Annotated in this window: 16 protein-coding genes; 2 read left to right on the top strand and 14 right to left on the bottom strand. The window is 70.7% G+C overall.

Translation table 11 applies throughout. The annotated features are described in order from the left end of the window. Positions 1-234 precede the first annotated feature (234 nt). The gene (locus JKV81_RS05025) at positions 235-723 is read left to right on the top strand and encodes a YajQ family cyclic di-GMP-binding protein (protein ID WP_099173874.1); all 489 of its coding nucleotides are present in this window, start codon (positions 235-237) and stop codon (positions 721-723) included. A 104-nt stretch (positions 724-827) separates the two neighbouring features. Here JKV81_RS05025 and JKV81_RS05020 read toward each other — a convergent pair whose 3' ends face one another. The 14 genes from JKV81_RS05020 to JKV81_RS04955 all read right to left on the bottom strand — a co-directional run bounded on the left by JKV81_RS05020 (position 828) and on the right by JKV81_RS04955 (position 13301). Then, entirely contained in the window at positions 828-1100 is a 273-nt protein-coding gene (locus JKV81_RS05020) for a GlsB/YeaQ/YmgE family stress response membrane protein (protein ID WP_099173875.1), read from the bottom strand. Between the two features lie 81 nt (positions 1101-1181). Then, a complete protein-coding gene (locus tag JKV81_RS05015) occupies positions 1182-1574 on the bottom strand; it encodes a YccF domain-containing protein (protein WP_124274217.1) in 393 nt (130 codons plus the stop codon). Next, complete coding sequence (gene htpX / locus JKV81_RS05010) at positions 1571-2434, bottom strand: zinc metalloprotease HtpX (RefSeq protein WP_099173877.1); 864 nt, start codon at positions 2432-2434, stop codon at positions 1571-1573. Before htpX ends, JKV81_RS05015 begins: the two co-directional genes overlap by 4 nt. 212 nt (positions 2435-2646) lie before the next feature. After that, complete coding sequence (gene mscL, locus JKV81_RS05005) at positions 2647-3111, bottom strand: large conductance mechanosensitive channel protein MscL (protein WP_129265050.1); 465 nt, start codon at positions 3109-3111, stop codon at positions 2647-2649. A 136-nt stretch (positions 3112-3247) separates the two neighbouring features. Continuing rightward, on the bottom strand, positions 3248-4783 hold the full coding sequence (locus JKV81_RS05000) for an NADH-quinone oxidoreductase subunit N (RefSeq protein WP_202074999.1): 1536 nt from the start codon (positions 4781-4783) through the stop codon (positions 3248-3250). Beyond that, positions 4780-6330, bottom strand: a complete 1551-nt coding sequence (locus JKV81_RS04995; RefSeq protein WP_202075000.1) for a complex I subunit 4 family protein — start codon at positions 6328-6330, stop codon at positions 4780-4782. Before JKV81_RS04995 ends, JKV81_RS05000 begins: the two co-directional genes overlap by 4 nt. A gap of 27 nt (positions 6331-6357) precedes the next feature. Continuing rightward, positions 6358-8358, bottom strand: a complete 2001-nt coding sequence (locus JKV81_RS04990) for an NADH-quinone oxidoreductase subunit 5 family protein (RefSeq protein ID WP_202074998.1) — start codon at positions 8356-8358, stop codon at positions 6358-6360. Continuing rightward, complete coding sequence (gene nuoK, locus JKV81_RS04985; protein WP_202074997.1) at positions 8355-8786, bottom strand: NADH-quinone oxidoreductase subunit NuoK; 432 nt, start codon at positions 8784-8786, stop codon at positions 8355-8357. Before nuoK ends, JKV81_RS04990 begins: the two co-directional genes overlap by 4 nt. Further along, positions 8786-9469: an NADH-quinone oxidoreductase subunit J family protein gene (locus tag JKV81_RS04980; RefSeq protein WP_202074996.1), complete on the bottom strand. Its 684-nt coding sequence runs from the start codon at positions 9467-9469 to the stop codon at positions 8786-8788. Before JKV81_RS04980 ends, nuoK begins: the two co-directional genes overlap by 1 nt. Next, complete coding sequence (locus JKV81_RS04975) at positions 9466-10140, bottom strand: NuoI/complex I 23 kDa subunit family protein (protein ID WP_307820488.1); 675 nt, start codon at positions 10138-10140, stop codon at positions 9466-9468. The genes JKV81_RS04980 and JKV81_RS04975 overlap by 4 nt, the downstream gene beginning before the upstream one ends. Further along, the gene (locus tag JKV81_RS04970) at positions 10140-11108 is read right to left on the bottom strand and encodes a complex I subunit 1/NuoH family protein (RefSeq protein ID WP_124274212.1); all 969 of its coding nucleotides are present in this window, start codon (positions 11106-11108) and stop codon (positions 10140-10142) included. The genes JKV81_RS04975 and JKV81_RS04970 overlap by 1 nt, the downstream gene beginning before the upstream one ends. Next, positions 11105-12187, bottom strand: coding sequence for an NADH-quinone oxidoreductase subunit C (locus JKV81_RS04965; RefSeq protein WP_202074995.1), 1083 nt, complete (start codon positions 12185-12187; stop codon positions 11105-11107). The genes JKV81_RS04970 and JKV81_RS04965 overlap by 4 nt, the downstream gene beginning before the upstream one ends. Then, complete coding sequence (locus JKV81_RS04960; RefSeq protein ID WP_202074994.1) at positions 12184-12909, bottom strand: NADH-quinone oxidoreductase subunit B; 726 nt, start codon at positions 12907-12909, stop codon at positions 12184-12186. Before JKV81_RS04960 ends, JKV81_RS04965 begins: the two co-directional genes overlap by 4 nt. Then, positions 12900-13301, bottom strand: coding sequence for an NADH-quinone oxidoreductase subunit A (locus JKV81_RS04955; protein WP_099173887.1), 402 nt, complete (start codon positions 13299-13301; stop codon positions 12900-12902). Before JKV81_RS04955 ends, JKV81_RS04960 begins: the two co-directional genes overlap by 10 nt. Before the next feature lie 225 nt (positions 13302-13526). Here JKV81_RS04955 and JKV81_RS04950 point away from each other — a divergent pair. Next, the coding region (locus tag JKV81_RS04950; protein ID WP_202074993.1) for a sensor domain-containing protein at positions 13527-14109 on the top strand (583 nt) is incomplete at its 3' end.

Here is a 14109-nt window from a genome sequence, read left to right as displayed (position 1 = left end):
AGGGTTCGAACCTGGGTAGGCTGAGCCGGCAGATTTACAGTCTGCTCCCTTTGGCCACTCGGGCACACCGCCTGGAACGACGCGTCGGGTCCCGCTCGGGGCCCTTGGCGACGTCGTAAACGATACCTGATGCCCAGGGGTGCTACGCCACCTGTTTGATCAGCGCCGGGCGCGCGCGGGTGTGGCTAGGCTTTGTCCGTACCCCAACGCATACGACGCAAGGAGCCACACGTCATGGCCGACTCCAGTTTCGACATCGTCTCGAAGGTCGAGCGGCAGGAGGTCGACAACGCCCTCAACCAGGCCGCCAAGGAGATCTCCCAGCGCTACGACTTCAAGGGGACGGGCGCGTCGATCTCCTGGTCCGGCGAGAAGATCCTGATGGAGGCGAACGGCGAGGAGCGGGTCAAGGCGATCCTCGACATCTTCCAGTCCAAGCTGATCAAGCGCGGGATCTCCCTGAAGTCGCTGGACGCGGGTGAGCCGCAGCTTTCCGGCAAGGAGTACAAGATCTTCGCCTCGATCGAGGAGGGCATCTCCCAGGAGAACGCCAAGAAGGTGGCGAAGATCATTCGTGATGAGGGCCCGAAGGGCGTCAAGGCGCAGGTCCAGGGCGAGGAGCTGCGGGTCAGCTCCAAGAGCCGGGACGACCTTCAGGCGGTGCAGGCGCTGATCAAGGGCAAGGACCTCGACTTCGCGGTGCAGTTCGCCAACTACCGGTAGACGGTTCGCTGCCACGGGCAGCGGAATGCGGGCGGGGCGGGTCGTGCCGGTATCGGCAGGACCCGCCCCGTAGCCGTGTCGGAAGGGGTGGTGGTGCGAGCGCGTCAGCGGCGGTCGCGGGAGTTGCCGAAGAGCAGCCGGTAGGCGATCAGCAGGACCAGGGATCCGGCGATGGCGGCGACCCAGGTGGCCGTGTCGTAGAAGTCCGTGCTGATGGGGCGGTCCAGGAAGCGGGACGACAGCCAGCCTCCGAGGAAGGCACCCACGATGCCGATGAGGGTCGTGCCGATGATGCCTCCGGGGTCGCGGCCCGGCAGGAGCAGCTTGGCTATCGCGCCCGCCAGCAGCCCGAGGATGATCCAACTGATGATGCTCATGTTCGCGTACCTACCCGTCACTTGTTCCTGCAAGCCAAGACGCTTGCGGAGACGGGTCCGGTTGCCTGCCGGGCGTCCCGGCTAGCGGGTCGCGAACGGCTGGTCCGTGGGGACGATCTCCTTGCCGAAGGGCATCAGAGAGACCGGGATGAGCTTGAAGTTCGCGATGCCCAGCGGGATGCCGATGATCGTGACGCACAGGGCGATGCCGGTGAAGATGTGGCCGAGCGCGAGCCACCAGCCGGCCAGGATCACCCAGAGGACGTTGCCGATGAGGGACCCGCCACCGGCGTCGTGGCGGTCGACGACGGTGCGGCCGAAGGGCCAGAGGGCGTAGACGCCGATGCGGAACGCGGCCACCCCGAAGGGGATGCCGATGATCGTGATGCAGAGCAGGAGACCCGCGGCGATGTAGCCGAGGAACATCCACAGCCCGCACAGGACCAGCCAAATGACGTTCAGGATTGCGTTCATGGTCGATACCCTGCCATCTGCTCGAGTCGGGCGATGCGTTCGGCCATGGGCGGGTGGGTGGAGAACATCTTGGACATGCCCTGGCCGGGACGGAACGGGTTCGCGATCATCATGTGGCTCGCGGTCTCGATCCGTGGTTCGGGTGGGAGCGGAAGCTGTTTCGTACCGGCGTCGAGCTTGCGCAGGGCGGACGCCAGGGCGAGCGGGTCCCCGGTGAGCTGAGCCCCGGACGCGTCGGCCTGGTACTCACGGGAACGGCTCACGGCGAGCTGGATCACGGAGGCGGCGAGCGGGCCGAGGATCATGATCAGGAGCATGCCGAGGAGACCCGGGCCGTCGTCGTCGTCGGACCGGCCGACGGGAATGAGCCACGCGAAGTTGACCAGGAACATGACGACCGAGGCGAGGGCGCCGGCGACGGACGAGATGAGGATGTCGCGGTTGTAGACATGGCTCAGCTCGTGGCCGAGGACGCCGCGCAGCTCCCGTTCGTCGAGGATCTGGAGGATCCCCTCGGTGCAGCACACGGCGGCGTTGCGCGGGTTGCGGCCGGTGGCGAAGGCGTTGGGCGCCTGGGTCGGGGAGATGTAGAGCCGGGGCATGGGCTGGCGGGCCGCCGTGGAGAGCTCGCGGACGGTCCGGTAGAGCTGTGGCGCCTCGAATTCGCTGACCGGGCGTGCGCGCATGGCACGCAGGGCGAGCTTGTCGCTGTTCCAGTACGCGTAGGCGTTGGTGGCGAGCGCGACGAGGAGCGCGACGATCAGGCCGGTCCGGCCGAAGAAGCTGCCGATGACGATGATGAGGGCCGAGAGGCCCCCGAGGAGTACAGCGGTTTTCAGCCCGTTGTGCCGGCGGTGCACGGTACGCCCTCCAAGTGGTGCAGCAGGGGAACCCTTGCTCGGTGGTGCTCCACTCCCCAGTGGAGCCTCCCGTACAGGTCAACGCGAGGCGAAGGAAGCTAGTTCCCTTGTGCGAGGTGGCCGCAGGCACAGGCAGCAGGGGCGGATCCGGATGGATCCGCCCCTGGGCCGTACGGGTGGGTGCCGCGGGCCCCTGGGGGCCGCGGCGGGGTTCAGCGCTGGGCGGGGAGCCCTGCGAGCGCGCGGGCCTCCGGGTCCGGCTCGACGTCGCTGGTGCAGTGGGCGCAGCGGGTGGCGACGGACGGGATCTCGCTGTAGCAGCGGGGGCAGTCGCGCAGAGCGGCCTTGATGTCGGCCTTCTCTTCCTCTTCCTTGGTGGTGAAGCGGTTCTGGACCTTGGCCATGGGGACGACGACCAGGAAGTAGAGCACCGCCGCGGTGATGAGGAAGGCGATGGCGGCGCTGATGAAGAGGCCGTAGGGGAAGATCGCGCCGTCGACGGTGAAGGTGGCCTTGCTGAAGTCGCCGGTGCCCCGGGTGAAAAGGCCGATCAGCGGCACGATGAACGCGTTGCTGAAGCCGGTGACGACGGCGGTGAAGGCGGCTCCGACGGCCAGGCCGATGGCCATGGAGATGACGTTCCCGCGGAGGATGAAGTCCTTGAACCCGTTCAGCACCGCTCTGGCTCCTCTGTGCTCTTCTTGTTGCGTTTCGACTGTGCCGCTGTGTGCCGCTGTCCCGCTGCTCTGCGTGTCGCGTGCACGCACGACCATGCCCTGAGCGCGGCTCCACGGGCAAGCCGGTCGGGGCCAGTCAGAAGAGGCTGACGGCGGCGAAACGGAGGATGAGCTGGGGGGCACCGGAGAGTGTGATTCCGGCTACGGCGGTGAGGGCGATCGCCAGGGTGACCGGGGCGGGGACGCGGTGCACGGGGGCGGCCGGCGCCTCGTCGGAGGCCGGGGACGGCTCCGGTGTCCTGAAGAGTGCGGCGGTCCACTGAAGGTAGTAGTACAAGGCGATCACTACGTTGACGGCCATGACGACGGCGAGCCAGCCGAGCCCCGCGTCGACCGCCGAGGAGAAGACCGTCACCTTGGCGAAGAGGCCGATGATGCCGGGCGGCAGGCCGGCCAGGCAGAGCAGGAAGAAGCCCATGGCGAGCGCGGCCAGGGGGCGCGTGGCGTACAGGCCGCGGTAGTCGCCGAGGCGGTTGCCGGGGTGCGTACGGGCGACGAGGGCGGCCACCGCGAAGGCGCCGAGGTTCACCACGGCGTACATGAGGGCGTAGGCGACGGTCGAGCCGATCTGCGCGTCGCTGGAGTACGCGGCGGCGGCGATCGGGACGAGGAGGTAGCCCGCCTGACCGACGGACGACCAGGCGAGGAGGCGTACGGCGCTCCGGGCGCGGGTGGCGCTCTGGCGGAGTGCGGCGAGGTTGCCGACGGTCATGGTGAGCGCGGCGAGGACGGCCAGGGCGGGTCCCCAGACGTCGGCGTACGACGGGAAGGCGATCACCGTGACGAGGATGATCCCGGAGAAGCCGACCGCCTTGCCGACGACGGAGAGGTAGGCCGCGATGGGGAGCGGGGCGCCCACGTAGGTGTCGGGGACCCAGAAGTGGAAGGGTGCGGCGGCCGTCTTGAAGGCGAAGCCGACGAGGGTGAGGACGACGCCCGCCTCGGCGAGGGTGGACAGCTGTCCCGGTACGTCGTCGAGGCGGGCGGCGATCTCCGTGAGGTGCATGGTGCCGGTGGCCGCGTAGACGAAGCTGACGCCCAGGAGCATGACGGCGGTGGCGACGACGGAGGACAGGAAGAACTTCAGGGCAGCCTCGGAGGAGCGCCGGTCGCCGCGCTTGATGCCGACGAGGGCGAACGCGGGGAGCGAGGCCACTTCGAGGGCGACGACGAGGGTGGCGAGGTCCCGGGCGGCGGGCAGGAGCGCCGCTCCGGCCGCGGAGGACAGCAGCAGGAACCAGAACTCGCCCGCGGGGAGCTTGCGGGTGTCGCCGATCGAGAGAAGCGCGGTGAGCAGGGCTCCGCCGAGCACGAGGGCCTGGATGACGAGGGCGAAGTGGTCGGCGGTGTAGCTGCAGGCCTGGGCGGTGCCGGTGAGGCAGAAGGTGGAGCGGTCCCCGGCGCGCAGCGGGACGAGCATGGCGAGCGCGGCGACGAGCCCGGCGACGGCTCCGTAGCCGAGGAGCGGCTTGCGACGTTCCTCGACGAAGAGGTCGGCGACGAGGACGAGCAGGGCCACGGCCGCCGCGATGACGGGGGGCGCGATCGCGAGCCAGTCGACGGACTGGACGAGGCTCGCCGCCCCGGTTGCGCTGTCGGCTGCCACGGTCACGACTTGCCTCCTGCGAGGAGCTTCTGCACGGCCGGGTCGGTGAGGCCGAGGAGGACGGCGGGCCAGAGTCCGGCGAGGACGGTCAGGGCGGCGAGCGGGGTCCAGGCGGCGAATTCGTGGCGCTGGATGTCGGCGACCGGCTGCGGCTGCTCACGGTGCTCGCCCATGCAGACGCGGCGTACGACGATCAGCATGTACGCGGCCGTGAGCAGGGTGCCGAGGGCGCCGATGGACATGAAGGTGAGGAAGGCGGGGCGGCTGAGTCCTTCGGCGGGGTCGAAGGCGCCGAACAGGGTGAGCATCTCGCCCCAGAACCCGGCGAGACCGGGCAGTCCGAGCGAGGCGACGGCGGCGAAGGCGAGGAGGCCGCCGAGGCGGGGCGCACGGCCGTACAGGGCGGCCCCGGTGGCGCCGGCCAGAGTGTCGAGGTCCGCGGTGCCGTAGCGGTCCTTGACGGCTCCGACCAGGAAGAACAGCAGGCCGGTGATGAGGCCGTGGGCGATGTTGGCGAAGAGCGCGCCGTTCACGCCGGTGGGGGTCATGGTCGCGATGCCGAGGAGGACGAAGCCCATGTGGCCCACGGAGGAGTAGGCGATCAGGCGCTTGAGGTCGCCCTTCGCGCCGGGGCGGGCGAGGGCGAGGCAGGCGAGGGATCCGTAGATGATCCCGACGACGGCGAAGGCGGCGAGGTACGGCGCGAAGGTCTGCATCCCGTCGGGGGTGGAGGGGAGCAGGATGCGGACGAATCCGTACGTACCCATCTTCAGCAGTACGCCGGCGAGGAGCACGGAGCCGACGGTCGGGGCCGCGGTGTGGGCGTCGGGGAGCCAGCTGTGCAGGGGCCACATCGGGGTCTTCACGGCCAGGCCGATCCCGACGGCCAGTACGGCGATGACCTGCACGGATGTGGTGAGGCCCCGGCCGTTGTCAGTGGCGAGTGCCACCATGTCGAAGGTGCCGCTCTTCAGTCCGATGAGGAGCAGCCCGAGCAGCATGATCACGGAGCCGAGCAGCGTGTAGAGGATGAACTTCCAGGCGGCGGGCTGCTTCCGGTCGCCGCCCCAGCGGGCGATGAGGAAGTACATCGGGATGAGGACCATCTCGAAGGCCAGGAAGAACAGCAGCAGGTCGAGGACGGCGAAGGTCGCGAGGGTGCCGGACTCGAGGACGAGGACGAGAGCGACGAGGGCCTTCGGGGAGGGGCCCGCGGGGGGCTTGAAGTAGCTGTGGAGCGCGCAGAGGAAGGTCAGCAGCGCGGTCAGCACGAGGAGGGGGAGCGAGATGCCGTCGGTACCGAGGTGGATCCGGACGTCCAGTGCCGGGATCCAGCTGATGTCCGTCGTGGCCTGCATCGTCGAGGGGTGGTCGTGGTCGAAGCCCGCGGCCAGGACGAGGGCGGCGAGGAGGACGGCGCCGGTGACGGTGACGCCGTGGCGGAGCACGGCCTGGTCGGGGTTCCTGCCCTTGAGCCCGGGCGGGGCCGGCAGGAGCGCGGCGACCGCGCCGAGGAGCGGCGCGACGACGAGGAACGCCAGAAGGACCTGCATCACGGATGCGTTGATATCGAACACGGCTCACGCCCCGGCGTAGACGTTGGCAAGAACGACGGCGGCGATCGCCAGGACAAGGGTTCCGGCGAGCAGCGCGCCTAGGTAGGTCTGCACGTTGCCGGTCTGGGCACGGCGGATCAGGGTGCCGAGTCCGCGGGCGATGCTGCCGGAGCCGCGTACGTAGGTGTCGACGACCTGGCGGTCCAGGAAGCGGACGAGCCGGGCGGCGGCGCCCACGGGGCGGACGAACACTGCTGTGTACAGGGCGTCGAGGTGGAAGCCGGTGACCGCGTGGCGGTGCAGCGGGCCCAGCAGGAGCCGGCCGGGGTCCGACGGGTCCGGGGCGTCCGCGATGGTGCCGTACGCGGCGGTGTGCGAGGTGATCGCCTCGGCCTCCACGAGGGCGGGCTCGGCGTCCGGGTGGGCGGCGACCGCGCCGACCGGGGGACGGTCGGCGAGCGCGGTGGTGTGGCGCCACGCCCCGTAGGTGACGAGTCCGCCGACGAGTCCTACTCCGGTGGAGAGGACGGCTGTCGTGAGGGAGGGGCTGAGGCTGTGTCCGTCCAACCAGTCGGTGAGGACACCGGTGGTGAGGCCGAAGGCGATGGTGGGGACGGCGAGGACCCAGAGGACGGAGGTCATCGCGACGGGCTGCTTGCCGTGGTCGGGGGCCTCGGGGCCGCGTCCGCGGAAGGTGAGGAGCCAGAGCCGGGTGGCGTAGGCGGCGGTGAGGACCGCGGCGGCGAGCCCGGCGACCAGGACCGTCCAGCCGGCGGCGGCCGGGGCGATGTCGCGGTCGCCGAAGGCGGTGTGCTCGGCGGCGACGAGGACGGCTTCCTTGGAGAAGAAGCCGGCGAACGGGGGGATGGCGGCGAGCGCGAGGAGGGCGACGGTCATCGTCCAGTAGGCGTCGGGGATCCGCTTGGCCAGCCCGCCCATGCGGGACATGGCGGCGAGCGAGTTGGTTCCCGCCGCGTGGATGACGACGCCCGCCGCGAGGAACAGGACGGCCTTGAACGCACCGTGTGACAGGAGGTGGAAGACGGCGGCCCCGCGGTCGCCGACGGCGAGGGCGCCGGACATGTAGCCGAGCTGGCCGATCGTCGAGTAGGCGAGGACGCGCTTGATGTCGTCCTGGGCGAGTGCGGCGAGCCCGGAGCCGATCATCGTGACGGCCGCCATGACGGCGAGGACGACCAGGGCGGCGCCTGAGGCGGCGAAGACGGGGAGGAGCCGGGCCACGAAGTAGATGCCGGCGGCGACCATCGTCGCGGCGTGGATGAGCGCGGAGACGGGGGTGGGGCCGGCCATCGCGTCGGGCAGCCAGGTGTGCAGGGGGAACTGCGCGGACTTGCCGGCGACGCCGGCGAGGAGCAGCAGTGCGATGAGGGTGGGGTGGTCGAGACCGCCGTTGGTGACGGCGGCCAGGATCCCGGTGATGCGGAAGGTGCCGGTGTCGGCGGCGAGCGCGAACAGGCCGATGAGGAAGGGGACGTCGCCGAGCTTGGTGACGAGGAAGGCCTTCAGGGAGGCCGTGCGGGCCTCGGGGGTCTCCCAGTAGTGGCCGACGAGGAAGTACGAGCAGATGCCCATGATCTCCCAGCCGACCAGGAGCACCATGAGGTCGCCGGAGTAGACGACGAGCAGCATCGCGGAGGTGAAGAGGGAGACGAGCGCCGCGTACGAGGGGTAGCGGGCGTCGTCCTTGAGGTACGCCGTCGAGTAGATCTGCACGCAGGTGGCGACGAGCCCGACGAGGACGGCGACGAGGACGGCGAAGCCGTCCAGGTGCAGGGCGAGGTCGATCGGGACCGAGCCGGTGGGGGTCAGCTGGGTCGCGGCGTCGATGGCGCGGCCGCCACCCAGGCGTGCGGCGACGACGGCCGCGATGACGGCTGCGACGAGGGTCGGGAGCACGGCGAGGGGGCGGACGAAGCCGGGTGCGGTCCTGCCCAGGAGGAGTCCTGCGGCGGCGCCCAGGAAGGGGAGGAGGGGGACGAGGACGGCGAGGGTCGTGGTGGTCACGCGGTGGCCTCTGCCTTCTTTGCCTTCCCTGCCGGAGCAGTGGCCTGGTCTGCGGTGACGCCCCGGGCGGCGTCGGGGTCGGCTTCGTCGTCCTCGGCGTCGGGGAGCGCTTCGGCGGCGTCGGTCTCCGCGGTGTCACGGAGGCGGTCGACGTCCGAGCTGCCGCGGTTGCGGTACACGGCCAGGACGATCGCCAGGCCGATGCCGATCTCGGCGGCGGCGATGGCGATCGTGAAGAGGGTGAGGGCCTGGCCCGAGTGGAGTGCGTCGCGGAGCCAGACGTCGAAGGCGACGAGGTTGAGGTTGACGGCGTTGAGCATGAGCTCGACGGACATCAGGACGAGGATCGCGTTGCGGCGGGCGAGTACGCCGTACAGCCCGGTGCAGAAGAGGAGGACGGCGAGGACGGCGGGATAGGCGAGGTGCATCAGCTCTTGTCCTCCCGGTGCGCGGCGGGGCGGTCCTGGGTGCCTGTGCCTCGGCCCGCGGGCTTGCTGGTGCCGTAGCCGCTGCCTCTGCCGTTGGTGGTGCTGGTGCCGTTCTGACGGCCGTCGCGGTTCTGACGGTCCTGGCGGTCCTTGCGGGACAGGACGATCGCGCCCACGAGGGCGGCGAGCAGGAGGACGGAGAGCGCTTCGAAGGGGAGGACCCAGTTCCGGAAGAGGAACTCACCGGATGCCTTGGTGGAGCCCTGGGCGGGGCCGTCCAGATCGATCCAGGTCGTACGGAACGCGTCCACGACGACCCAGACGAGGGTGGCCGCGGCGGCGACGGAAACGCCGAGCGCGATCCACCTGTTGCCCGAGTCGGCGTCCGGGGAACGGCCGATGGGGGCGCGCGTGAGCATCAGCCCGAAGAGGAGGAGGACCACGATGGAACCGACGTAGATCAGTACCTGCACCCACGCGATGAACTCGGCCGTGAGGAGGAGGTACTCGACCGCTATGCCGCCGAGCGCGACGACGAGCCAGAGGGCCGCGTGCACGAGTTGCTTGGTCGTGACCGTGACGAGGGCCGCGCCGAACGTGGCGAGCCCGACCAGGACGAAGGCGATCTCGACGCCGGTGGGTGAGAGGAAGCCGGGGTGGCCGGCCGTGGCCGCGAGGGTCATTCCTGGCCCTCCGCTTCGGGTGCCTGTCCCGGCGCCTGTCCTGGCGTCTGGCCAGGTGCCTGGCCCGGTGCCTGTCCTGGCGTCTGGCCCGGTGTCTCGCCCGGCCGGGGCTGCTCGGCTTCCTGCGCCTCCGCGGCTTCCTTGGCCTCCTGGGCCTGGAGCTTGTCGGCGGTCTTGCGAGCGGCGGCGATCTCCTTGGGCTCCTCGGCCCCCGGGTCGAGCGCGGGCGGCTCGGGAACGGTCCACATCCACTCGCGGAGCTTGTCGCGCTCGTGGGTGAGTTCGTGGATGTCGGTCTCCGCGTACTCGAACTCGGGCGACCAGAACAGTGCGTCGAAAGGACAGACCTCGATGCAGATACCGCAGTACATGCACAGGGCGAAGTCGATCGCGAAGCGATCCAGGACGTTGCGGCTGCGCTCACGGCCACCGGGGGCGGCCGCGGGCACCGTCTCCTTGTGGGAGTCGATGTAGATGCACCAGTCGGGGCATTCACGGGCGCAGAGCATGCAGACCGTGCAGTTCTCCTCGAACAGTCCGATGACGCCCCGGGTGCGGGGCGGCAGTTCGGGCTGGACGTCCGGGTACTGCGCGGTGACCGTGCGCTTCGTCATGGTCCGCAGGGTCACGGCGAGGCCCTTGGCCAGGCCTGAGCCGGGGATCGGGGGCACTAGTTGATCGCCACCTTCACGATGCCGGTGAGCGCGATCTGCGCGAGAGCGAGGGGGATGAGCGTGGTCCAGGCGAGCTTCTGCAGCTGGTCCTCGCGCAGGCGGGGGTAGGTGACCCGGAGCCAGATGACGACGAACGCGAGGATGCCGGTCTTGAGCAGGGTCCAGACCCAGCCGAGCCCGTCGGCGCCGAGCGGCCCGTGCCATCCGCCGAGGAAGAGGACGGTCGTCAGGCCGCACAGGACGACGATCCCGGCGTACTCGGCGAGGAGGAACAGTGCGAAGCGGAGGCCCGTGTACTCCGTGTACGCCCCGAAGATGATCTCGGAGTCGGCGACCGGCATGTCGAAGGGCGGGCGCTGGAGTTCGGCCAGACCCGCCACGAAGAAGACCAGCGCGCCGACGATCTGCCAGGGCAGCCACCACCACTCGAAGGCGTTGAGGATGCCGGGGAGCGAGACGGTGCCGGCCGCCATGGCCACGGAGGCCGCGGCGAGCAGCATCGGCAGTTCGTACGCGAGGAGCTGTGCGGCGGTGCGGAGTCCGCCGAGGAGGGAGAACTTGTTGGCCGAGGCCCAGCCCGCCATGAGCGAGCCGAGCACGCCGACGCCCATGACGGCCAGCACGAAGAAGATGCCCGCGTCGACGACCTGACCGACCGCCCCCTCGCTGGGCCCGATCGGGATGGCGACGATCACGAGGAGGTACGGGAGCAGGGCGACGGCCGGTGCCAGCTGGAAGATGCGGCGGTCCGCGTCGGCCGGTACGACGTCTTCCTTCTGCGCGAACTTCACCCCGTCCGCGACGAGCTGGGCCCAGCCGTGGAATCCGCCGGCGTACATGGGGCCGAGGCGGCCCTGCATGTGGGCCATCACTTTGTGTTCGGCCTGGCCCACGAGGAGCGGGACCACCATGAACACGGCGAAGACGATGACGAGGCGGAGGGCGACGTCCAGTACGTCGTTCACGCGGTATCGCCTCCGGCGGGGGTGTCGGGGTTGTCGGGGCTATCAGCATTGCCGCGCTTGCCGTGCTTGTCGTGCTCTTCGGGCTCGGCGGTGGGGCGGGGGGCCTCGGGCTGCTTTTCCGGCGCCTCGGGGGCCTGTTCACCGGAGCCGGCGGGCTCACCGGAGTCGCGGGCCGCGTCGGACGGTTCGTCGAATGCCGGGCGGGCGTCGTGCCACGGCGCGTCCTGAGCGCGGCCCGGAGCCTCGGCCGGCGTGGCCGGCGTCGGGGCCGCCGGCGGCTGCTGGCTCGCCGAGCCCTGCGAGACGCTGCGGCTGCGGCGCGGCCGGGCCGCCGCCTGCGGGGTAGCCTCCGCGTCAGGCTGCTGCGCCGTGTCCGGGCCCTGCGTCGCGTCCGGCCGCTGTGCCGCCGAGCCCTCGCTCGCGCTGCGGGCCCTGCGCACCGGGCGGTCGCCCGCCGCGCGTGCCCCACGGGCCGGGCGCGCCGGTGCGGGCGGCAGCTGGCCCTTGAGCGGGCCCCATTCGTTGGGGTCGGGCACCCCGGGCGGCAGCATGGTGCGCCGCTTGGGTCCGCCGTGTTCGGACTCCCCGGGCTCCTTGGCTCCCGGCCAGGCCTTGGCGACCCGGGCCGCCAGGACGAAGTCCTTGCGCAGCGGGTGGCCCTCGAAGCTGTCGGGCAGCAGCAGCGGGACCAGATGCGGGTGGTCCTCGAAGCCGATGCCGAACATCTCGTGCGTCTCGCGCTCGTGCCACGCGGCGCCCGCGTAGACACCGACGGCGGTCGGCAGGGTGGCGGCCTCGTGCGGCACGGTCGTACGGACCAGCAGGCGCCGGACCGTACCGTCGCCGAGGGCCGCGATATGGGCGCAGACGCGGAAGCCGGTGCCCGGCTCGTCAACGGCGCTCAGCCAGTCGAAGTAGGTACAGCCGAGCGCGTCGCGGGCCGTCTCCAGTGCGGTGATCCAGGAGGCGGCGGGGACGTCGACGGTCAGCAGGTCGTACGCGTGCGCGGCGGTGGCGTCCGCGCCGAAGACGTCCGCGACGGCGTCGGGCAGCGTGCTGTAGAGGTCCGCGGCGATCACTTCCCCTCCTCCCCCGATGCCTTCGGGGACTCCGGGGCGGTCGGGGCCTCCGGGGCCGCAGAGGTTTCCGGCGCCTCCGTGGCCGTCGAGGTGTCCGCGGCCTCGGGGGCGGTCGGCGCCGACACGAGACCGCTGCGCAGGGCCGCGGCCGAGGGGCGGGCCGTGTCGTCCGTGCCGTACCGCTCGGCGAGCGACTCGCGGGTGATCTTCTCCTGGAGCTTGAGGATGCCCTGGAGGAGCGCCTCGGGCCGGGGCGGGCAGCCGGGCACGTAGACGTCGACGGGGATGATCTGGTCGACACCCTTCGTCACGGAGTACGAGTCCCAGTACGGCCCGCCGCAGTTGGAGCAGGCGCCGAAGGAGATGACGTACTTCGGCTCGGGCATCTGCTCGTAGAGCCGCTTCACTGCCGGGGCCATCTTGTCCGTCACCGTGCCGGACACGACCATCAGGTCGGCCTGCCGGGGGCCCGGGGCGAAGGGGATGACGCCGAGCCGGATGAAGTCGTGCCGTGCCATGGAGGCGGCGATGAATTCGATGGCGCAGCAGGCGAGTCCGAAGTTGAAGACCCAGAGGCTGTAGCGCCGGCCCCAGTTGAGGACGACCTTCATCGGTTCGGGCGCGAGCCGGGACAGCACGCCGAGCTTCTTCGGCACGGGCAGCGTCGTCGGATCGGGCAGCGACACGGGGGGTTCGGGGTTCGGCCGGCTCGTCACGCCCATTCGAGGACGCCCTTCTTCCATGCGTAGAGCAGTCCCACGGCCAGGAAACCGAGGAAGATGAACATCTCCACCAGCGTCGTCGCCCCGTATCCCGGAGCCGCGAACACCGTCGCCCACGGGAACAGGAAGATCGAGTCGACGGCGAAGATCACGTACAGGAAGGCGTACACGTAATAGCGAACCTGGGTGTGGGCCCAGCCCTCGCCCACGGGGTCCACGCCGCATTCGTACGTGAGGAGTTTCTCCGGCGTCGGGACCACGGGCCTCAGCAGCCGGCCGGCCCCGAAGGCGACGGCGACGAACACCACGCCCACCAGGGCGAGCAGCCCGACCACTGAGTAGCTCTGGAAGTAGTCCGACGCGAGAACGGTCGGTCCCGGCACGTCCGCCACGTCCGTCCCTCGCTCCCTCAACCTGTCCGACGGTCTGTACGCACGGGAGTCTAGGCCCTGTTAAAGAGACGGTAAGCAGCGGTCAGCAGCCCCGTCGCGGAACGGGCGGGACGGGAGGGGGCCCGGGGCCGACCCCGGAGGCACCGCGCGAGGTGGGGTTATCCCTACTCGGCCTCACCCACGAACCCCATGGCGTGCGCGCCCCCGGCCCGGCACGCTGGTCGTATGACCATGAGCCCCTCCCCGCCGGACAACGACCGGCCGCCGCCCGCGCGCTTCGCCCTCGACCGGTGGACGTGGAAGGAGATCGCGTATCTCCTGGCCAATCTGCCGATGGCGATCGTCGGGTTCGTCTACACCGTGTTCCTGGTGGGCGTGGGTGCCGGTCTCTCCGTCACCGTGATCGGGCTGCCGCTGCTCGCGCTGGGGCTGGGAGGTGCGCGCGGTCTCGGCCGGGCCGAACGCGCCCGGGCGCGCAGGATGCTCGGGGTGCGGGTCGAGGAGCCGAGCCCGATGGTGCGCGGCCGCCGGGACCGGGGGTTCTTCAGCTGGCTGTGGTCGGGCCTCAAGGACCCGGTGGGCTGGCGGGCGTTGCTGTATTCGTTCATCCGGCTGCCGTGGGGGGTGGCGACGTTCGCCGTGACGCTGGTGAGCCTGTTCGTCCTCTGGCCGGTGCTCCCGTACCTCGCGCGCGGCCTGACGAACGCGGACCGGGCGATGGTGCGGGGGCTGCTCTCGCCCTCGGACGAGCTGGAGCGCAGGATCGCCGAGCTGGAGTCGGACCGGGGTGTGGTCGTGGACACGGCCG

This window comes from Streptomyces silvae (genome assembly GCF_016745505.1).
Classification (GTDB): Bacteria; Actinomycetota; Actinomycetes; order Streptomycetales; family Streptomycetaceae; genus Streptomyces; species Streptomyces silvae.
Note: the sequence above shows the minus strand (reverse complement) of the source record. Positions and strands in the feature narration are given on the sequence as shown.